Here is an 18,160-nt window from a genome sequence, read left to right on the forward strand (position 1 = left end):
GCGCGGTCAGAACGGGAAGTGGTTCTGCTGGCCCGCCACCGTCACCCAGCGCGTGGCCGAGAAGGCCTCGATGCCCCACCGGCCGCCGAATCGCCCGTACCCGCTGGCCTTCACACCGCCGAACGGTGCCTGCGGTTCGTCGTCCACGGTCTGGTTGCCCACGTGCACGATGCCCGTGTGGATGCGGCGCGCCAGGTTCAGGCCGCGCCGCGGGTCCTCGGTGATCACGCCGGCGGTGAGGCCGTGCTCGGTCTCGTTGGCGATGGCCACGGCCTCGTCGTCGTCCGCGACGGTGGTCACGACCACGGCCGGGCCGAAGATCTCCTCGTGGAAGATCCGCATGGCCGGCGTTACACCGTCCAGCACGGTCGCGGTGCCGTCGCCGCCCGCCCGGACCTGAGCGCCGGACTCCACCGCCTCGGCGACCAGGGTGGCGACGCGGTCGGCCGCCCGCTGGTTGATCACCGGGCCGATGGCGGTGCCGGGGTCGGCCGGGTCGCCGTGCGGCAGGGAGGAGACCTTGGCGGCCAGCTTCGCGGTGAACTCCTCGGCCACCGCCTGGTGCACGAGGATGCGGTCGGCCGACATGCAGATCTGGCCCGCGTTGTAGAACGCGGCGAAGGTGGCCGCGTTCACCGCGTAGTCGAGGTCGGCGTCGTCGAGCACCAGCAGCGAGTTCTTGCCGCCGAGCTCCAGCACGCAGGGCTTGAGGTGTTGTGCGGCAAGGGTTCCGACGACCCGGCCCACCTCGGTCGAGCCGGTGAAGTTGACCGCTCGCACGCGCGGGTCCGCGATCAGCGCCTGAGCGACCGGCGCGGCGTCGTCCGGGGCGTTCGTCACGACGTTGAGCACGCCCGCGGGCAGTCCGGCCTCGTGCAGCACCTCGGCGATGAACAGGCCGGCCGCGATCGGCGCCTCCTCGCTCGGCTTGAGCACCACGGTGTTGCCCGCGGCGATCGGCGCGGCGACCGCACGGGTGCTGAGGATGATCGGCGCGTTCCACGGCGCGAACGCCGCCACCACGCCGAGGGGTTCCCGCACCGCGAGCGACAGCTGGCCCGGTGTCTCGGTGGTCAGCACCTCGCCCACGGGCTGGGTGACCGCCGCGGCCGCCTCTCGCAGCATGTTGGCCGCCAGCATGATGTTGAAGCCGGCCCAGCCCGCGACGCCGCCGACCTCGCCGGCCATGATCGCGATGGCGTCCGGTGTCCTGGCCTCCAGGCCGTCCGCCGCGCGCAGCAGGATCCGGCGCCGCACGGACGGTGACGTCGCGGACCACTCGGCGAACGCGGCCTGCGCCGCCTCGACGGCACGCGCGACGTCCGCCGGGCCTCCGGCGGCGACGACCGCGTGCACCTCCCCGGTGAAGGGGTTCAGGTCGTCAGTAGTGCGGCCGTCCGCCGCCGGAACGCTTTCGCCGCCGATGAACAGCTCACGTGTTTTGCTTGCCACGGAGGGGATTCAAGCCCTCAGTGACGCCCGTCACCAACCCCGGTTTCCGCTGGGTGGAAACCCTGCTCCAACGTCCGCCCGATCCCGCGCGCCGCCACCTGCAACGCCGCCACCAGCCGAGCCCGCACGTTGCGCAGATCCGGCACCACGATCCCCAGCGCGGCCACGACGTGCCCGTCCACTTCGACCGGCACCGCCACGCTGCACGCTCCGAGCGTCATCTCCTCGAACGTCTGCGCGTACCCGTCCCGCCGGATCCGGTGCAGCTGCGCGCGCATCCGCTGCGGATCGGTCACCGTGTACGCCGTGAGCCGCGTCAGGCGGTGCTGCAGCACGTCCTCCTGCACCTCGGCGGGCGCGAAGGCCAGCAACACCTTCCCGACGCCGGTGGCGTGCAACGGCAACCTGCTGCCCGTCTGGCTGACGATCGGCACCGACGCGTGGCCGGACACCCGATCGAGGTACAGGACTTCGGTCCCCTCGCGCACGGCCAGGTGCACCACCGCCCTGGTCGCCGCGTGGAGGTCGTGCAGGAACGGCTCCGCGACCCGGCTGAGGTCCACCTCGCCCGCCGCGAGCAGGCCGAGCCGCCAGATCCGCCGGCCGATCACGTACTCGCCGGACTCCAGCCTGCGCACCGCGCCCCACTCGACCAGCTCGGCCAGGAGCCGGTGCACGGTGCTGATCGGCAGGCCGCTGCGGCGGGCGATGCCGCTCAGCGTCTGCCTGCGGTGCCGGGCGTCGAAGGTGCCGAGCAGCGACAGCAGCTTCGCGGACACGGTGGTGGCCATCCGCGAATTCTGCCCGCTTCACCCCGGCCCGGCCGCCGCCGTGGCGTAGATTGCGATCCACAACGGCTGATCTCAGGAGCTCCCGCGCATGACGTACCTCGGTGAGGGCTGGGACAGCCGGGCCGAGCTGGTCGAGGGCCGATGGGTGGAACGACGCCCGCGCCGTCGCGAGATCGGTCCCCAGCTGCGCCGCGAGGCCGTGGTGATGCCGTGGCTCGCGCCCCGGCTGCCGCTGCCCGTCCCGGTGCCGGTCGTCGTCTCCGACGAACCGCTGGTGGTGCGGCACGAACTGGTTCCCGGTGCCGAACTGGCCTCGCTCAACGCGGCCCAGGGCCGGCAGCTGGGCGAGTTCCTGCTGGCCCTGCACGCGGTCGACGTCGTGGAGGCCGTCGCGCGCGGCGTCGGCCCGAGACCGTTGCCCGTCGAGCGCTTCCGCGCCGAGGTGCGCGTGCCCGGCGGCGAGGAGCTGCTGGCCAAGGCGGCCGGTCTGCCCGCGGACACCCTGGTCCACGGCGACCTCGGCCCCGAGCACGTGCTGGGCGCGGACGGCGTGCTGACCGGCGTGATCGACTTCGGCGACCTGCACGTCGGCGACCGGGCGATCGACCTGGCCTGGGCGCTGCACGCCACGTCACCCGAGTTCGCGGCCGCGCTCGCCGAGACGTACGGCGTGACGGACGAGCTGCGCGAGCGCGCGTTGCTCTGGCACCGGCTCGGACCGTGGCACGAAGTGCTGTACGGCAACGACATCGGTGATCCGCAGGTGGTGGCGGAGGGGCTGGCGGGCGTGCGTGAGCGGCTGCGGATCGGGGTATCCGAAGCCGACGCCTGAAAGGAGAGTGTCGAGAATGCCCTGGGTTCGACGGCACCGTCGCAGCGCCCCGTACAGCTGGTTCCGCACCACCACGGTCCGCAGCCACTACCGCAGGCCGCCCGGTGGGTACCTCATCCCGCTGCTGGTCGCGATCGCGGTGATCGTGCTGCTCATCGCGCTGTTCTGAGGGTAGGGTCGGCGGCATGGGACAGTTGGGTGAGTTGTTCCCGGGACGCAAGCTCCGCAGCGAGGCGACGGACTCCGGCACCGGCGAGGACTTCGAGGAGACCGGTCCGCTCGACCTCACCACCGGGGCCGTGCGGCTGAGGCCGCGGCCCAAGCCCGCCCCGGAGCCCGCCCGGGAGTCCGACAACACCGAGTGATCATCGGTACTACCCTGGGCCGGTGGTCGCCGCCCTGCTGTTCGTCATCCCCGCGTCGTTCTTCCTCATCGGGATGGTGCGCGACCGCCGCAGGCTGAGCAACGCGGTCTGGCTCGGCATCACGCTGGTCATGCTGCTGCTCCTGCTGGCGCGAGCGGGCCGGGACAACCCGGTGATCAGCCTGCCGTTGCTGCTCGCGTTCGTGCTCGCGCTGCTCGGCCTGTTGCTGCTGCCGCTGGCGTTGCTGGCGAACGGCCTGGTCATGGTCCGCCGCGAGGGCCGGTCACTGGGCAACCTGCTGTCGTTGCTCGCCGGGCTCGCGCTGATCGGCGAGATGATCTATTTCGCGTGGGGCATCGGCCAGTCCAACGACTGGGTCCGCGGCAGCGCGATCGGGCTCTTCCTGGTGTCGGCGTACATCGCGTTCCTGTTCGTGAGCCTGCTGCTGTACTCCGTGGTCTACGGCCGCACCGGGCGCCGCAGCGGGTTCGACGGCATCGTGGTGCTCGGCGCGGGCCTGGTCGGGTCGCGGGTGCCGCCGTTGCTGGCGTCGCGGCTGGACCGCGCGCTGCGGCTGTACCGGCGCGACCGCGCGGCCGGGCGGACGCCGGTGATCGTCGTCTCCGGCGGGCAGGGCGCGGACGAGGAGGTCTCCGAGGCGTTCGCGATGCGCGAGTACCTGCTCGGGCACGGCGTGCCGGACGACGACGTGGTGATGGAGGACCAGGCGACCACCACCGAGGAGAACCTGCGCTACAGCAAGGAGTTGCTGGCCGGGCGCGGGCACACCGGCCGGGTCGTCGCCGTCACGAACAACTACCACGTGTTCCGCACCGCCGTGCTGTCGCGCAAGCAGGGGCTGCGGCTGCAGGTCATCGGCGCGCCGACGGCCTGGTACTTCGTGCCGAGCGCGTTCCTGCGCGAGTTCGTGGCCCTGCTGGTCCGCAACCCGGTGGTGCACGGGCTGGCGTGCGCGCTGCTGATGGCGGGCGGTCTCGCGCTGACCCAGGTCGGTTGATACCGGTACCCCCTAGGGGTATGGTCGGGCTCGACCTGAGAAGGAGGACGAGATGGACCACGCTCCCGCGAGCCTCACCAGGCAGGCGATCTCCGCGACGCTGCACTGCCTCACCGGCTGTGCGATCGGCGAGGTGCTCGGCATGGTCATCGGCACGGCGCTGGGCTGGGGCAACCTCGCCACGATCGTGTTGTCGGTGGTGCTCGCGTTCGCGTTCGGCTACTCGCTGACCATCCGCCCGGTGCTGCGGTCGGGCCTGGAGTTCAAGGCCGCCTTCGGTGTCGCGCTGGCGGCCGACACGGTGTCGATCGCGGTGATGGAGATCGTCGACAACGCGGTGGTCCTGGCCGTGCCCGGCGCCATGGACGCGGGTCTGGGGACCTTGCTGTTCTGGGGGTCGCTGCTGGCCTCGCTGGTCATCGCCTTCGTGGTGACGGTGCCGGTGAACCGCTGGATGATCGGGCGCGGCAAGGGGCACGCGGTCGTCCACCAGCACCACCACTGACCGACGGGAAGGGCCCGGGACGTCGCGACGTCCCGGGCCCTCAGCGCGTACCGCTCACTGGTCCTTGCCGGTCACCCGCGTGCCGTCGGTGCCGGCCGGAATGCCGATCTCGCGGTTGTCGACGCCGAGGTCCCGGTTCTCCACCCCGGTGACGCGCGTGCCGTCCGTGCCGGTCACCCGCGTGCCGTCGGTGCCGGCACCCTCCGCCGCTGCCGCCGTGCCCACACCGAGCACGAGCGCGGCCGCCGCGAGCACCAGTGCGCCCGCAGTCTTCTTCCCCATCACAAGACCTCCCCAGTTCGGTCTGACCGGGGTCAGTGTGCACAGTGGACCTTGCAGGAACATTGAACCGCAGGTCAGGCGGTGTGCACTCGGGTGAAGCGCATGACCCAGTTGGTCTCCCAGCTGTCCCCGCCGTCGTAGGAGAACTGCTGCTGCCACACGGGCTCGTCGCCCGCGGTCCAGTCGAAGCGGACCTTCACCTCGCGGCCGCCGACCACGTCGTCGCCGAAGAACACCCCGTGCCCGCCGGTGAACCGGCCTTCCAGCGGCGGGTCGAGCCGGCCGGGGGCGCGGGTGGACGCCCACCAGATGCGCCAGACGTCCTGCTCGGGGTCGTACTGGCGCAGGGTCAGGCCCTCCCAGCCGGCGGTGCGGAGGGTGTCCACGTTCGCCCCGCCGCCCAGGACCGGCCGGACGTCGCTCTCCGCCTCGAACTCGACCCACTCGGTGCCGCGGCCCGGGATGTCGGCGATCTTGCGGTTGGCCACGTGCCAGCGGCCGTGGAAGAAGTCGAAGTCGTGCTCGCTCATGGACGGGACGCTAGAGCGGTACCACTGACAGCCGATGTCAGTGAACGGCCGAGTCAGGAATCTGTCAGGCGCGGGTCTTAGGCTGTTGTCCGTGACCGCCCAAGACCCGCGCCTGCAGGAACTCGTCCTGCTCCGCAAGGTCCGCGACCGGATCGACCGCGAGTACCGCGAGCCGCTCGACGTGGCCGCGCTGGCCCGTGGCGTGCACCTGTCCGCGGGGCACCTCTCCCGCGCGTTCCGCGCCGCGTTCGGCGAGTCGCCCTACAGCTACCTGATGACCCGCCGCATCGAGCGGGCGATGACCCTGCTGCGGCGCGGCGACCTGTCCGTCACCGAGGTCTGCTTCGAGGTGGGCTGCACGTCGCTCGGCACGTTCAGCACGCGTTTCTCCGAGCTGGTCGGCATGTCGCCGAGCCAGTACCGCAAGGTCGCGGCCGCCGACGGCCAGGGCATCCCGAACTGCCTGGCCAAAGCCGTGATGCGACCGATCAGGAATCGAGAAGCGGCGGCCGGTCCGTCCGATTAGGTTGATCGCCATGTCAGTCATCATCGCCGCGGCGTTCCTGCCCGCAGACGACCCCGAGAAGTCCCTCGGCTTCTTCCGCGACGGGCTCGGCTTCGAGGTCCGCCAGGACGTCGGCCAGGGCACCATGCGCTGGATCACCGTCGGACCGCCCGACCAGCCCGAGACCGGCATCGTGCTGCACCCGCCCGCCGCCGACCCCGGCGTGAGCGACGAGGAGCGCCGCACGATCGCCGTCCTCATGGCGAAGGGCGTCTACACGGCCATCTCGCTCGCCTCCAAGGACCTCCAGGCCGCCTTCGACCGCGCGCGGGCGTGGGTCGAGGAGTCCGGCGCGGGTGAGGTGCTGCAGGAGCCGGAGGACCAGCCGTGGGGCGTGCGGGACTGCTCGTTCCGCGACCCGGCCGGCAACCTGGTGCGCATCAACCAGCTGTGAGCCCGATCCGGGACCGGTCCCCGGCCGCCGCGTCGGGACGGCTCGCAGGATGCCGGTGATCCACTCGGGCCGACGACCTGACGGTCACACCGTGACCGTGCTGCCCGGCGCCGCACAGGTGACCTGACCGCGGTACCGGGCCGCGGCACGGGTGACCGCGTCCTGCGGGGTGAGGAAGCGGCCCACGTGCGTGACGACCAACCGGCCCGCCCCGGCCGCGGTCGCCGTCTCGCCCGCGTCCTCCGGCGTGTGGTGGACCATGTCCGCGGTCTTCTCCGCGCTTTCCGCCTCGCACAGCAGCACGTCGGTGTCGCGGGCCAGCTCGACGAGGCGAGCACACGGCGCTGTGTCGCCCGAGTAGGTGAGAGAAGTGCCTGCCTCGACGCGAACCGCGAACGCCGGGATGCCGTGCGCGACCGCGGCCGTGGTGAGCCGCAGCGAACCGACTGAGGCCTCGAACCCGTCGTGGAGCTCGGTGATCTCGAACGCGTCCTCGACGGGACTGCGCCGCGGGCCGTTGGTGAGGAAACCGGCGAGGCGGTCGGCGATGCCGGGCGGGCCGTACAACGGGATCGGGGCGCGCGAGATGTCCGCGTACAGCAGGGCGTAGTAGGCGGTCAGCAGGTCGGCGCTGTGGTCGGCGTGCAGGTGCGAGATCCAGATCGCGTCCAGGTCGGCCAGGCGCGTGTGGCGCTGCAACGGACCGAGGGTGCCGGTGCCGGCGTCCATCCACAGGCGAGTGTCGCCGTGCGACACGAGGTAACCGGAGCACGGGTTGTCCGCGGTCGGGTACGGCGTGGCGCACCCGAGCACGGTCAGGCTGAGTCCCATCGAACGACTGTAGGTCAACGGGCGCGGGTGCCCTTGAGCTTCACCAGTTCCGACTCGTGCAGGCCCTCCACGACCTGGAGCGTGCCGGGGGTCCGCGCGTCCGGCCGGCTCATGTACGACTGGGTCGCGGACGGCCGGCCCACCAGCGAGAACCGCAGCTCGCCGGTCAGGCTCCTGGTCGAGAGCCCGTTGGTGTCGTGGAACGCGCGCAGCACCCCGTCGCGGGTGAGGTCCCTTCTGCCGCAGGCCTTTTCGAGCACGGCGACGAACGCCATCGCGACGGTGTAGCCGTGCACGGTGTTCAGCGTGCCCTCCTCGCCGGGGAAGCGCTGGTGGTAGCCGTCGCGCAGCTCGCGGACGCCGTCGGCGTCGGCGCTCCACGGTGCGACCGGCGAGGTGAGCAGGACCTGCTTGGCGAACACCGGTGCGACCGGGGACTCCATGATCGCCGGGTCGTAGCTGACGGCGCTGGACAGGATCGGCACGGACCAGCCGAGCTGCGCGGCGATGCCCACGGCGGCCGCGGTCTGCGGCGGGGTCAGGCTCAGCGCGAGCACCTTGGCGCCGGCCGCCTTCAGCGCGGTGACCTGGTCGACGAGGTTCGCCGTCGTCTCGGTGACCGCCTGCTCGGAGATCTTCATGCCCCAGTTCTCCGCGGCGAACCGGCTGCCCTCCAGCGCGTTCTCGCCGAAGCTGCCGCGCAGGTGGAGGTGGCCGATCGTGTCGCCGGCGGCGAGCGCGCCCTTGCGCCGGTAGTAGTCGAGGCCGTTGATGACGTCGAGGTCGTACGTGGTGCCGACGATCATCATGTGCGGGTTGCCGAGCAGGGAGGCCGCCCACGATCCGGGCACGGTCAGCGCCCGCGTCTGCATCAGGTCCGGTTCGATGGCGGCGGTCATCGGCTGGCCCGCCACGTCGATGAAACCGAGCACCTGCGGTTCGAGCTCGAAATAGCCGTCAAGCGCCTTCTGGACGTCGTAGGCGTGGTCCTTCTGCTTCAGTTCGATGCGGCGGCCGCACACACCACCACGTTTGTTGACAGCGTCCAGATAGAGCTCGTAGCCGCGGATCCGGAAAACCGACGATCCTTTGAACGGACCTGTCATGTCTGTCAAGACGCCGAGCGAAATCGATTCAGCGGAGACGCCGGGACCTGTGCGAACAGGTTGTGTCAGCTCGTCATGGGACGCGCACGCGGTGACCGAGCCGAGCAGCAGGGAAGCCGATAAGAATAGTTGACGAATGGACATTCCAGACCTCGTCGCAGGGGAGGTTACTCACGGGTAGCGGGAAGTATTGGGTAACAGGTCCGGTGGCGTCCAATTTTGTGGTCCTGAACACCCCGCGGGGTGATTGGTCGCCATTACCGGGCCAAAAGGCCGCCGGGTACCTTGACCAGGTGGAAGAGCCCGAATGGAACGAGTGGCGGCGGCCTGGACCGACGCGGGTCCAACGACGGCGCGACGTCGGCCTCGCCCTGCTCGTGCTGCTCTGCGCGTTCGAGGCCACCGTGCTGATCAACAGCATGGGCGCCTTCGCGTTCGGCCAGGCGCCGGATCTGCGTGAGCAGCTGGCGTGGGTGCTGCCGATGGCCCTGCCGCTCGTGGTGCGCCGCCGGTATCCGCTGGCCGTGCTGCTCGTGGTGTCGGCGTTGTTCATCGCCGCGCAGTGGCGGCAGGTCGGCGACAACCTCGTGCCGTCCGCGATCCTCTTCCTCGCGCTCTACACCGTCGGCGCGTGGGAGCGGAACCGGGTCGTGGCGCGCTGGTCGCGCATCGGTGTGATCGCGGTGATGTTCCTCTGGCTGGGCTTCGGCCTCGTGCGGGCCCTGCTCGGCCCCGAGGCGCACTTCCCGAACGCATCGGGACCTATGGATCCACTGCTGGCGTCGGTCTTCTACGGACTGGAGTTCAACGTCTTCTTCTTCGTCTTCGCCTATGCGGTGGGTGAAATGGCGTGGACGGCCGCGCGCCGCCAGGCCCAGCTGGCGTTCCAGGCGGAGGAGCTGCGCCGGTCGCAGGAGCAGAACACGCGTGGCGCCATCGCCGCCGAACGTCTGCGCATCGCCCGCGACCTGCACGACGTCGTGGCGCACCACGTGTCCGTGATGGGCATCCAGGCCGGTGCCGCGCGCCGCGTCCTGGACTCCGATCCGGCGACCGCGCGCGAGGCGTTGCAGACCGTCGAGAATACGGCGAGGACCGCGATCAACGAGCTGCGCGGGTTGCTGGGCGTGCTGCGGGCGGACGCGGAACCCCAGCTGCGCGCGGCTCCCGGCCTCGACGACCTGCCGGAGCTGTTCGAGAACGCTCGCGCCGCCGGGCTGGAGGTCTCGCACGGCGTCTACGGCACGCCACGAGAGGTGCCGTCGGCCGTCGCGCTGTCGGCGTACCGCGTGGTGCAGGAAGCACTCACGAACGTTGTGAAGCACGCGAGCGCGCAGCACGTCGACGTGCGGATGCGGTACCTGGAGAGCGCTCTGGAGGTGGAGATCGCCGACGACGGCCGCGGTCACTCCGCCGGCACCGGCGCGGGGTTCGGCCTCGTCGGGATGCGCGAACGTCTGGCCGTGCACGGCGGTTCGCTGGAGACGGGACCACGGCGTGATGCGGGTTATCTCGTGCGGGCATCGCTGCCCATGGCGTCATCGGAGGGGAAGGCGTGAGCCTGCGAGTGGTGCTGGCCGACGACCAGGACCTGGTCAGGGCCGGGTTCCGGGTCATCCTCGGCACCGAGCCGGGGGTCGAGGTGGTCGGCGAGGCGGGCGACGGCGCCGAGGCCGTGTCGCTGGTGGCGTCGCTGAAGCCGGACGTCGTGCTGATGGACGTGCAGATGCCGCGCATGGACGGCCTCGAAGCCACCCGCCGGATCCTGTCCGCGGGCCACGGCACCCGCGTGGTCATCCTGACGACGTTCGACCGCGAGGACTACCTGTTCGAGGCGCTGCGGGCGGGCGCGAGCGGGTTCCTGCTGAAGAACGCCTCACCGGAGGACCTCGTCGAGTCCGTGCGGGTGGTGGCCCGCGGCGACGCCCTGCTGTCGCCGGAGGTGACCAGGCGGGTGATCGCCCGGTTCAGCACCTCGTCGCGCGAACGGGTGCGGCCGCCGTCGCTGACCGACCGCGAGTTCGAGGTGCTGGTGGAGCTCGCCAAGGGCGCGTCGAACGCGGAGATCGCGGCCGCGTTGTTCCTGGGGGAGACGACCGTGAAGACGCACGTCTCGCGCGTGCTGACGAAGCTCGGGCTGCGCGACCGCACGCACGCGGTGGTGTTCGCCTACGAGCAGGGGATCGTGACGCCCGGCGGCTGACCCCCCGTACCGGGATTCGTTCCACCGTCTCGAATCGCCCGCCGGGATGATCGTTCTCGCTACGGTGGCCGACGAGCGTTTCCACAGCTGCACAGGGGGTTCTTGAACATGAAGCAACGACGGCTGAGCCTCGTCCTGGCGGGCGCCGCCAGCGCGGCTTTCCTCGTCGGCACTTCGGTGGCCGCACCACCGACGCCGACGGCGCCGGCGGCGGACGGGCCGACGTACGTCTACCGCGTGCCGGCCCCGCTCGGGCAGAAGGCGCAGGACCTGCTCGCGCGCGGGTTCGACGTGCTGGAGCAGCGCGACGGCGACGACCTGTTCGTGCTGGGCTCGAAGGACGTGCACGCCAAGCTCGCCGAGGCCGGGTACACCGGCACGGTCGAGTCCGTCATGGCGCCGTCCTCCGGTCTGAAGACCGAGGGTGCCGGCGTCAAGGAGACCTACTACGGCGGTTACCGCACGGTCAAGGCGCACTACGCGCACCTCGACCAGGTCGCGTTCCGGTACCCGCGGCTCGCGACCGTCGTCGACTACGGCGACTCGTGGCGCAAGACCCAGGGCGCCGGCGGCTACGACCTGAAAGCCGTCTGCATCACCAAGAAGACGTTCGGCGACTGCAGGCTGACGCCGAACTCGCGCAAGCCGCGGCTGGTCGTGTCGGGGCAGATCCACGCCCGCGAGATCACGACCGGCGACATGGCGTGGCGCTGGATCGACCACCTGACGCAGGGCTACGGCAAGGACGCCGAGGTCACGTCGTTGCTCGACACCACCGAGATCTGGGTCGTGCCGATCGCGAACCCCGACGGCGTGCAGATCGTCCAGTCCGGCGGCGACTCGCCGAAGCTGCACCGCAAGAACGCCGACTACACCAACGGTCCCAAGGACTGCGGCTCCGACCCGTACGCCCACATCGGCATCGACCTCAACCGCAACTTCGACGCGCAGTGGGGCGACAACGGCACGTCGAACGACCCGTGCAACCAGGTCTACCGCGGGCCGAAGGCCGACTCCGAGGTCGAGACCAGGGCGCTGGAGAAGCTCTTCCGCTCGCTGTTCCCGGACAAGCGCGGCCCCGGCCTGAACGACCCGGCCGACGCCGACACCCGCGGCATGGTCATCACGATGCACTCCGCGCTCAACGTCGTGCTGCTGCCGTGGGGCTACACCACCACCCCGTCGCCCAACGACGGCCCGTTGCGCGCGATGGCCGCCGAGATGGCGCGGCTCGCGGGCGGCTGGCAGTACGGGCAGCCCGGTGAGCTGCTCTACACCGCGGGCGGCTCGATCGACGACTGGGTGTACGGCGAGCTCGGGGTTCCGCACTACACCTGGGAGATCGGCAACTGGGAGGGCGACTGCGCCGGCTTCCTGCCCGCCTACTCGTGCCAGGACGGGCACTGGGCGAAGGTCGAGCCGATGCTGACCTACGCGGCGCACAAGGCCGCGCACCCGTACCGGAGCTGAGGTGCAGGCGGGCCGGTGCGCCGGCCCGCCGTCCGCGGTGTCGTGCCGTCACGCGGCTGTTTGTCCACACCCCGCAGGGGTATTCACGGGGGCGGAGGGTTCGGCTGACGGAGGCACTCGCAATGGACCGCGACCTGGATCTCGACTTCGACAGCGACTTTCTCGCGCGCCGGGTTCGGCGTTACGTGCGCGAGGTCGTCACGGGGCTCGGCCTGAGCGGTGACAGCTCGTTCGTCGAGACCGAACCGCGCGCCGCCGCCTACGTGGCACTGGACGGCCGCCTGCCCGACTTCCCCCACCACTACGTCGCGTTGCTGTGGAACGAGCTGAGCGGCTGGACCGCGGCGGTCGAGGACCGGTTCGGTGACGTCGTGGAGGTCGCGCGGCTCGGTGGAGACCCGCGGCCGCCGGCCGACGTGGTGGTGCGCTGGGTTTCGGGCCTGCTGCGCAAGGAGCGGGCGGACGAGGCCAACCGCGACTTCGCCGCGTTCGTGCCGTCGCAGCGCGGCACCGTTCTCTCCTGACTCCGCTTCGCCCGCAGCCGACCGGGTGAAAGCGTTCACACGCGCCGCACCGGGGTAGCCGTCCGGCATGAGCACCGAAGGGCGGTACGACGACGCGAGCCGCACCTCGCTGGAGGAAGCGGCAGCCGAGAACGACGAGACCACGCCGGGTCGCAGCGGGTCCGGCTCCGCCCATCCCGAACCGAACCCGACCGGCAACGTCGGCCTGTCCGACCGCTCGGTGTCCGATGACCCAGACCGAGGCTGAACGCGACCCAGTTTGCGCGGTTTCCCGCCGGGTAGCTCGTGGGCCAGGACACGACTACGAGCTGAGGAGTCGGCCGTGACCGAAAACCAGATGGGCGGGGTGCGCAGCGCGGCCCAGGACGAGGGTTCCGAGGTGGCGCAGCACGCGCGGGAAGCCGCGGGACAGGTCGGGAGCACAGTCCGCGACCAGGCCTCGCACGTGACCCACGAGACCGCCGCGCAGGCCCGCAACGTCGTCCGCGACGTGCGGGAACGTGTTGCGGCGGAAGCGGAGGACCAGGCGGTGCGGGTGTCGAAGCAGCTCGGCCGCATCGCCGACGAGCTCGGTGAGATGGCGAGCACCGCCCCGCCGAGCTCGATGACGGCGGGTGCGATCCGCGGCGCCGCCGACACGAGCAGGCAGGCCGCGCGGTTCCTCGACGAACGGGGTGCGCAGGGGCTGCTCGACTCGGCGCGGGACTACGCGCGGCGCAGGCCCGGCACGTTCCTGCTCGGTGCCGCCGTGGCGGGGTTCCTGGTCGGCAGGATCGCGAAGAGCGCGACGGGTGGAGAGCCCAGTCGGCCGCGCTCGCAGGGCGGGGTCGTGCCGGTCGCGTCGGAACGTTCTGACGTGGCAACGGGGTTCGGTGCGCCGGGTGCTGTGCCGGTGGCGTCGGAAAGCCCCGCGGTGGCGCCGGACGACGGCGCGCCGCTGACGCCGAGTGCGTCGCCTGCCGTGCCCGCGGCGGGGGTGCCGCATGTCGAGCCCTGAGGTGCCACCGTCGCGAATGGACACCGCGGACGAGTCGCTGGGCGACCTGGTCGCCGAGCTCACCGGAGACCTGTCCAAGCTGATGCGGCAGGAGCTGGAGCTCGCCAAGGCCGAGATCCGGCAGGAGGCCGTGAAGGCGGGCAAGGCGACCGGGATGCTCGCGGCCGCCGGGTTCGCGGGCTACCTGACCACCGTGCTGCTGAGCCTCGCGCTCGTGTTCGCGCTCGGCGCGGTCGTCCCGCTGGGCTGGGCCGCGCTGATCGTCGCGGTGCTCTGGGGGATCGCGGGCGCGGTCCTCTACTCGACCGGTCGCGCTCGGCTGCGCACCGTCAACCCGACCCCCGAACGCACCGTGGAAACCCTGAAGGAGGACGCGGAATGGGCGAAACACCCGACCAAATAAGGCGCGAGATCGAGGTGACCCGCGGCGAGCTGCGGGCCGACGCCAACCGGTTGGTCGACCACACGAGTCCGAAGGCCATCGCCGGCCGGCGGGTCCGCGGTGTGCGCCGGGGACTGGCCGCGATGAGGGAGCGAGTGATGGGAACCGCCACGCACACCGCGTCGTCCGTGCGCGAGCAGGGGCAGGAGACCGGGCAGGCCGTCGCCGAACGGGCGGAGCAGGCCGTGCAGGCGGTGCAGGAAGCGCCGCAACGGGTCGCTCGGCAAACGCAGGGCAGCCCGCTCGCGGCCGGCCTGATCGCGTTCGGCAGCGGCCTGCTGCTGGCGGCGGTGCTGCCCCGCACGGACGCCGAACAGCAGGCGGTGCGGCAGCTCTCCGACAGCTTCGGCGACGCGCTGGAACCGGCCAGGGAGGCGATGGCCGAGTCGGCGCAGCACCTCAAGGAGGACGTGCGGTCTTCGGTGAGCGACGCCGCGGCCGAGGTGAAGCAGGTCGCCTCCGACGCCGCGCAGACCACGGCCGAGCAGGCGAGGGAAGCGGCCCAGGACGTCGGCGGGCACGCCCGCGAGTCCGGGCAGCGGGTGGCCGGCGAAGCCACCTGACCTGACCGCTCCCGCGAGCGCGTCCCGCCGTGCGGCGAAGCTGTCCGGCACCTCGGGTGCGGGGCAGGCACGTGCCGGGACCGGTGAGCCGCCCGCTGCCTCCCGTCAGCGACACCGGGAGGCAGCAGGCGGTTCGGCCGGGCGCAGCGGGGTATGCCGCAGTCGAAGTCACTGGTGCTGAAGGAGAACGCCATGACCGAACCCAGGCGGGACGACGTGGAGGAGCAGACCGACGCGCCGATCACCCCGGCCGAGGAGGAGACGCCGAGCGGTCCCGGCGCGGGACTCGACGGCGGCGGCCGCTACGGCGACGACGACGGCTGAGCGATGCCCGTTCCCGTGCGGGATCTGAAACTGCTGCTCCGGCCAGACCGATGCCGGTGTTCGTCGCCGGCGGCTACGTGGTGACCGGAGCCGAACTGCTGGACCGCGTCGGCGGCTGGCCGGTCACCGAGAAGGACCTCGAACAGGCCGCCGCGACGCTCGCCTCCGCCGTCGACAACCGCGGCGGTTGAGCACCGGAGGAGCATTCCCATGCGCAGTCGAGTTCGTGCCGCCGGCCACGCCGTGCACCCGATCCTGATCGTGTTCCCGCTGGGCCTGCTGACCACGTCGGTCGGCTTCGACGTGCTGTACCTGGTCACGGACCGGGTGAGCTTCGGCTTCACCGCAGCCCACCTGATCGCCGCGGGCGTGCTGATGGGCCTGCTGACCGCGGCGACCGGCTGGCTGGACTGGTGGCTCGTCACGCCGCGCGGCACCCGCGCCCGCCGGATCGGATTGCTGCACGGCCTCGTCAACGCCGTCGTGCTGGTGCTGTTCGCGATGAGCTGGCTGCTGCGGCTGAGTCAGCAGGACTGGACGCCGACGTGGCCGGCGCTGGTCGCGGCCTGGCTCGGCGTGCTCGCGGGCGGTGCAGGCGGCTGGCTGGGCGGAGAACTGGTCGAGCGGCTCGGCATCAGCGTGGAGGAGGACGCGCATCCGGACGCGCCCAGCTCGTTGAGCGGTGTTGCCGCGCCACGCCGATAGCCGCGTCAGTCCGGCGGTTCGCTCGGGTCGTCGGTGGTCTCACGCGTCACGTCCGGCTCGTCGGTGTCGAGATCGTCGAGGCTCGGTGTGCCGGGGGAGTGCGGTGCTTCGGGGTTGAACGGGTCGGTCATGCCGCCCGGTTACCCGGTGCGGCCACGGGTACTCCTGGCATTCGTGCTCCGAGAGAGGCTGTTTTCATGAACACAGCAGGGAAAGCGCTCCTCGCCGCTGGCGTGGCGACCGCGGTCGCGGTGGTCAGGCGGCGGCGCGCGCCCCGTGCCGGCGACTCAGGGCGCCGGTTGGTGGTGACGGTCGACCGCGCACCGGAGGAGGTCCAGTCGTCGCTGCCCGACGACCTGGCGCGCTGGCGCGACCGGGCCGAGATCAGCATCCGCCCGGCCGCGGGCGACAAGGGCACCGAGCTGGTCGTCACGCCCATCGGCGACGTGTCACGTCAGGAGCTGCGGCTCGCGTTGCGGCGGGCGAAGGCCGTGCTGGAGGCGGGTGAGGTGGTCCGGCCCGACACGGCGCCCACGCATCCGGGTCCGATGGGCAGGGCGTTGCAGCTGGTGACGAGCCGGGCCGGGGGCGGTGGTCGGCTGTGAAGGCGTTGTGCTGGGAGGGGATCAACGACGTCCGGGTGCAGGACGTGCCCGACCCGAAGCTGCTGAACGACCAGGACATGATCCTCAAGGTCGGGCTGAGCACCGTGTGCGGTTCGGATCTGCACCTGCTGACCGGGCACATCCCGTTCATGCAGGCGGGAGACGTGATCGGGCACGAGTTCATGGGCGAGGTGGTGGAGGTCGGGTCCGGCGTCACCCGGCACCGGCCGGGCGACCGGGTCGTGGTGTGCTCGTTCATCGTGTGCGGGCGGTGCTGGTACTGCCGCAACGAGCTGTACTCGTTGTGCGACAACACCAACACCAACCCGGCGATCACCCAGCACCTGTGGGGCGCGGATCCCGGCGGCATCTTCGGCTACTCGCACGCGATGGGCGGCTTCCGCGGCAGCCACGCGGAGTACGTGCGCGTGCCGTTCGCCGATCACACCGCCATCCCGATTCCCGAGGCCGTGGACGACATGAGTGCCCTGTTCACGTCCGACTCGGCGGCGACCGGCTGGATGGGCGCGGACCTGGGCGGGGTCGAGCGGGGTGACGTCGTGGCCGTGTGGGGCGCGGGCGCGGTGGGGCAGATGGCCGCCCGCGCGGCCCAGTTGCTGGGTGCCGAACGCGTACTGGTCATCGACCGTTTCGACTACCGGTTGCGGCAGGCGGAGTCGGTGTTCGGCGTGGAGACGATCAACTACGCCGAGACCTCGGTCGGCGAGGCGTTGCTGGAGGCCACCGGTGGCCGCGGCCCGGACGTGTGCATCGAGGCGGTCGGCTGCGAAGCGCACTCGACTGGTCCGCAGTACGTCTACGACCAGGTGAAGAGCAAGCTGAAGCTGGAGATGGACCGCCCGATCGCGGTGCGCGAGGCGATCTACCACTGTCGCAAGGGCGGGTCGGTGTTCGTCCTGGGCGTCTTCACCGGGCTCGTGGACAAGTTCCCGTTGGGCGCCTTGATGAACAAGGGTCTCACCGTGCGCGGCGCGCAGCAGCACGGGCAGCGCTACATCCCGATGCTGCTGGACCGCATCGCGTCCGGCGAGCTCGTCACCAGCCACCTCGCGACGCACGTGATGCCGCTGAGCGAGGGCGCGCGGGGGTACGAGTTGTTCAAGAAGAAGGAAGACGACTGCGTGCGCTCGGTCTTCCGGCTGTAGCGCACGAACGGGTCAGGGCACCACGAGCACCGGCCAGTGCCCCGACCTGATCAGCTTCGTCGCCACCGATCCGGCGAACCGGTGTCCCGCCTGCTGCGACGCCCCGACCACCACCACGTCCGCCTGGCACCGGTCCGCCGAGTCCTTGAGGACCGTGTACGGGTCGCCGAACGTCTTCACGAACGTCACCGGCACGGCGAGCTCCTCCGCCGCGGCCCGGATCTGGCCGCTCAGCTCGGCGTGCAACCGCGCGGTCGCCTCGTGCTCGAACACCGACGCGACGGCCGGGCTGAGCGCCGCCAGGGTGGAGTGGGACGCCACGAACGCGACGACCAGCCGGGCACCCTGGCGGCGGGCCATGCCGAACGCGAAGGCGGCGGCGCGCATCGCGGTGTCGGAGCCGTCCACGCCCACCAGGACGGTGCGCGCGGACGGTTCCGGTCGTGGGCCGTAGGAGTCCACTGTGGATTCGAACGCGTTGGTCATCGCC

28 protein-coding genes are annotated in these 18,160 nt (G+C 71.4%); 20 read left to right on the plus strand and 8 right to left on the minus strand.

Annotation, left to right across the window (positions count from 1 at the left end):
- Window positions 1–6: 6 nt before the first annotated feature.
- Together ACWEIJ_RS14055 and ACWEIJ_RS14060 are read right to left on the minus strand one after the other, a co-directional pair.
- The gene (locus ACWEIJ_RS14055) at window positions 7–1,452 is read right to left on the minus strand and encodes an aldehyde dehydrogenase family protein (protein ID WP_449837544.1); all 1,446 of its coding nucleotides are present in this window, start codon (window positions 1,450–1,452) and stop codon (window positions 7–9) included.
- A 17-nt stretch (window positions 1,453–1,469) separates the two neighbouring features.
- The gene (locus ACWEIJ_RS14060) at window positions 1,470–2,243 is read right to left on the minus strand and encodes an IclR family transcriptional regulator (protein WP_449837545.1); all 774 of its coding nucleotides are present in this window, start codon (window positions 2,241–2,243) and stop codon (window positions 1,470–1,472) included.
- An 88-nt stretch (window positions 2,244–2,331) separates the two neighbouring features.
- Here ACWEIJ_RS14060 and ACWEIJ_RS14065 point away from each other — a divergent pair, with 88 nt between their 5' ends.
- The 5 genes from ACWEIJ_RS14065 to ACWEIJ_RS14085 are packed head-to-tail and all read left to right on the plus strand — an operon-like array spanning window position 2,332 to window position 4,963.
- Window positions 2,332–3,075 carry a phosphotransferase gene (locus tag ACWEIJ_RS14065; RefSeq protein ID WP_449837546.1) on the plus strand — a complete coding sequence of 248 codons (744 nt, stop codon included), beginning with the start codon at window positions 2,332–2,334 and terminating at the stop codon, window positions 3,073–3,075.
- 16 nt (window positions 3,076–3,091) lie between these two features.
- Complete coding sequence (locus ACWEIJ_RS14070) at window positions 3,092–3,244, plus strand: hypothetical protein (RefSeq protein ID WP_449837547.1); 153 nt, start codon at window positions 3,092–3,094, stop codon at window positions 3,242–3,244.
- Window positions 3,245–3,260: 16 nt separating this feature from the next.
- A complete protein-coding gene (locus ACWEIJ_RS14075) occupies window positions 3,261–3,440 on the plus strand; it encodes a hypothetical protein (protein ID WP_449837548.1) in 180 nt (59 codons plus the stop codon).
- Between the two features lie 22 nt (window positions 3,441–3,462).
- Window positions 3,463–4,458, plus strand: a complete 996-nt coding sequence (locus tag ACWEIJ_RS14080) for a YdcF family protein (protein ID WP_449837549.1) — start codon at window positions 3,463–3,465, stop codon at window positions 4,456–4,458.
- A gap of 52 nt (window positions 4,459–4,510) precedes the next feature.
- Complete coding sequence (locus ACWEIJ_RS14085; protein ID WP_449837550.1) at window positions 4,511–4,963, plus strand: DUF4396 domain-containing protein; 453 nt, start codon at window positions 4,511–4,513, stop codon at window positions 4,961–4,963.
- 54 nt (window positions 4,964–5,017) lie between these two features.
- Here ACWEIJ_RS14085 and ACWEIJ_RS14090 read toward each other — a convergent pair whose 3' ends face one another.
- Together ACWEIJ_RS14090 and ACWEIJ_RS14095 are read right to left on the minus strand one after the other, a co-directional pair.
- Window positions 5,018–5,245 (minus strand): hypothetical protein, encoded by a 228-nt coding sequence (locus ACWEIJ_RS14090; RefSeq protein WP_449837551.1) that lies wholly within the window; start codon window positions 5,243–5,245, stop codon window positions 5,018–5,020.
- 74 nt (window positions 5,246–5,319) lie between these two features.
- Window positions 5,320–5,775, minus strand: a complete 456-nt coding sequence (locus ACWEIJ_RS14095) for a hypothetical protein (RefSeq protein ID WP_449837552.1) — start codon at window positions 5,773–5,775, stop codon at window positions 5,320–5,322.
- Window positions 5,776–5,857: 82 nt separating this feature from the next.
- Between ACWEIJ_RS14095 and ACWEIJ_RS14100 the strand changes: the two genes are divergently transcribed.
- Both ACWEIJ_RS14100 and ACWEIJ_RS14105 read left to right on the plus strand, forming a co-directional pair.
- The gene (locus tag ACWEIJ_RS14100; protein ID WP_449837772.1) at window positions 5,858–6,301 is read left to right on the plus strand and encodes a helix-turn-helix transcriptional regulator; all 444 of its coding nucleotides are present in this window, start codon (window positions 5,858–5,860) and stop codon (window positions 6,299–6,301) included.
- A gap of 10 nt (window positions 6,302–6,311) precedes the next feature.
- On the plus strand, window positions 6,312–6,734 hold the full coding sequence (locus tag ACWEIJ_RS14105) for a VOC family protein (RefSeq protein ID WP_355437894.1): 423 nt from the start codon (window positions 6,312–6,314) through the stop codon (window positions 6,732–6,734).
- Between the two features lie 84 nt (window positions 6,735–6,818).
- On the opposite strand, the gene ACWEIJ_RS14110 is transcribed toward ACWEIJ_RS14105, so the two are convergent.
- Entirely contained in the window at window positions 6,819–7,565 is a 747-nt protein-coding gene (locus ACWEIJ_RS14110; RefSeq protein ID WP_449837553.1) for an MBL fold metallo-hydrolase, read from the minus strand.
- Between the two features lie 14 nt (window positions 7,566–7,579).
- Window positions 7,580–8,815: an ABC transporter substrate-binding protein gene (locus tag ACWEIJ_RS14115; protein WP_449837554.1), complete on the minus strand. Its 1,236-nt coding sequence runs from the start codon at window positions 8,813–8,815 to the stop codon at window positions 7,580–7,582.
- A 149-nt stretch (window positions 8,816–8,964) separates the two neighbouring features.
- Between ACWEIJ_RS14115 and ACWEIJ_RS14120 the strand changes: the two genes are divergently transcribed.
- The 11 genes from ACWEIJ_RS14120 (at window position 8,965) to ACWEIJ_RS14170 (ending at window position 15,899) form a co-directional block, all read left to right on the plus strand.
- The gene (locus tag ACWEIJ_RS14120) at window positions 8,965–10,230 is read left to right on the plus strand and encodes a sensor histidine kinase (RefSeq protein ID WP_449837555.1); all 1,266 of its coding nucleotides are present in this window, start codon (window positions 8,965–8,967) and stop codon (window positions 10,228–10,230) included.
- Window positions 10,227–10,874, plus strand: a complete 648-nt coding sequence (locus ACWEIJ_RS14125; RefSeq protein ID WP_449837556.1) for a response regulator — start codon at window positions 10,227–10,229, stop codon at window positions 10,872–10,874. The genes ACWEIJ_RS14120 and ACWEIJ_RS14125 overlap by 4 nt, the downstream gene beginning before the upstream one ends.
- A 108-nt stretch (window positions 10,875–10,982) precedes the next feature.
- Complete coding sequence (locus tag ACWEIJ_RS14130) at window positions 10,983–12,344, plus strand: M14 family zinc carboxypeptidase (protein ID WP_449837557.1); 1,362 nt, start codon at window positions 10,983–10,985, stop codon at window positions 12,342–12,344.
- 122 nt (window positions 12,345–12,466) lie between these two features.
- The gene (locus ACWEIJ_RS14135; protein ID WP_449837558.1) at window positions 12,467–12,868 is read left to right on the plus strand and encodes a DUF6292 family protein; all 402 of its coding nucleotides are present in this window, start codon (window positions 12,467–12,469) and stop codon (window positions 12,866–12,868) included.
- A gap of 67 nt (window positions 12,869–12,935) precedes the next feature.
- Window positions 12,936–13,115, plus strand: coding sequence for a hypothetical protein (locus ACWEIJ_RS14140; protein WP_449837559.1), 180 nt, complete (start codon window positions 12,936–12,938; stop codon window positions 13,113–13,115).
- A gap of 75 nt (window positions 13,116–13,190) precedes the next feature.
- Window positions 13,191–13,865: a hypothetical protein gene (locus tag ACWEIJ_RS14145; protein ID WP_449837560.1), complete on the plus strand. Its 675-nt coding sequence runs from the start codon at window positions 13,191–13,193 to the stop codon at window positions 13,863–13,865.
- 16 nt (window positions 13,866–13,881) lie between these two features.
- Window positions 13,882–14,268 carry a phage holin family protein gene (locus ACWEIJ_RS14150; protein ID WP_449837561.1) on the plus strand — a complete coding sequence of 129 codons (387 nt, stop codon included), beginning with the start codon at window positions 13,882–13,884 and terminating at the stop codon, window positions 14,266–14,268.
- Window positions 14,244–14,870, plus strand: coding sequence for a DUF3618 domain-containing protein (locus ACWEIJ_RS14155; protein ID WP_449837562.1), 627 nt, complete (start codon window positions 14,244–14,246; stop codon window positions 14,868–14,870). Before ACWEIJ_RS14150 ends, ACWEIJ_RS14155 begins: the two co-directional genes overlap by 25 nt.
- A gap of 192 nt (window positions 14,871–15,062) precedes the next feature.
- Window positions 15,063–15,194, plus strand: coding sequence for a hypothetical protein (locus ACWEIJ_RS14160; RefSeq protein WP_449837563.1), 132 nt, complete (start codon window positions 15,063–15,065; stop codon window positions 15,192–15,194).
- A gap of 50 nt (window positions 15,195–15,244) precedes the next feature.
- Window positions 15,245–15,385 carry a hypothetical protein gene (locus ACWEIJ_RS14165; protein WP_449837564.1) on the plus strand — a complete coding sequence of 47 codons (141 nt, stop codon included), beginning with the start codon at window positions 15,245–15,247 and terminating at the stop codon, window positions 15,383–15,385.
- A gap of 19 nt (window positions 15,386–15,404) precedes the next feature.
- Window positions 15,405–15,899, plus strand: a complete 495-nt coding sequence (locus ACWEIJ_RS14170) for a DUF2231 domain-containing protein (protein ID WP_449837565.1) — start codon at window positions 15,405–15,407, stop codon at window positions 15,897–15,899.
- Window positions 15,900–15,904: 5 nt separating this feature from the next.
- Here ACWEIJ_RS14170 and ACWEIJ_RS14175 read toward each other — a convergent pair whose 3' ends face one another.
- A complete protein-coding gene (locus ACWEIJ_RS14175; RefSeq protein WP_449837566.1) occupies window positions 15,905–16,030 on the minus strand; it encodes a hypothetical protein in 126 nt (41 codons plus the stop codon).
- Between the two features lie 66 nt (window positions 16,031–16,096).
- Here ACWEIJ_RS14175 and ACWEIJ_RS14180 point away from each other — a divergent pair, with 66 nt between their 5' ends.
- Complete coding sequence (locus tag ACWEIJ_RS14180) at window positions 16,097–16,504, plus strand: hypothetical protein (protein ID WP_449837567.1); 408 nt, start codon at window positions 16,097–16,099, stop codon at window positions 16,502–16,504.
- Window positions 16,501–17,670 carry a zinc-dependent alcohol dehydrogenase gene (locus ACWEIJ_RS14185; RefSeq protein ID WP_449837568.1) on the plus strand — a complete coding sequence of 390 codons (1,170 nt, stop codon included), beginning with the start codon at window positions 16,501–16,503 and terminating at the stop codon, window positions 17,668–17,670. Before ACWEIJ_RS14180 ends, ACWEIJ_RS14185 begins: the two co-directional genes overlap by 4 nt.
- 12 nt (window positions 17,671–17,682) lie before the next feature.
- Here the strand turns inward: ACWEIJ_RS14185 and ACWEIJ_RS14190 are convergent, their stop codons facing one another.
- Window positions 17,683–18,156 carry a universal stress protein gene (locus ACWEIJ_RS14190; RefSeq protein WP_449837569.1) on the minus strand — a complete coding sequence of 158 codons (474 nt, stop codon included), beginning with the start codon at window positions 18,154–18,156 and terminating at the stop codon, window positions 17,683–17,685.
- Window positions 18,157–18,160: the final 4 nt, after the last annotated feature.

It is taken from the genome of Lentzea sp. NPDC004789, from assembly GCF_053601075.1.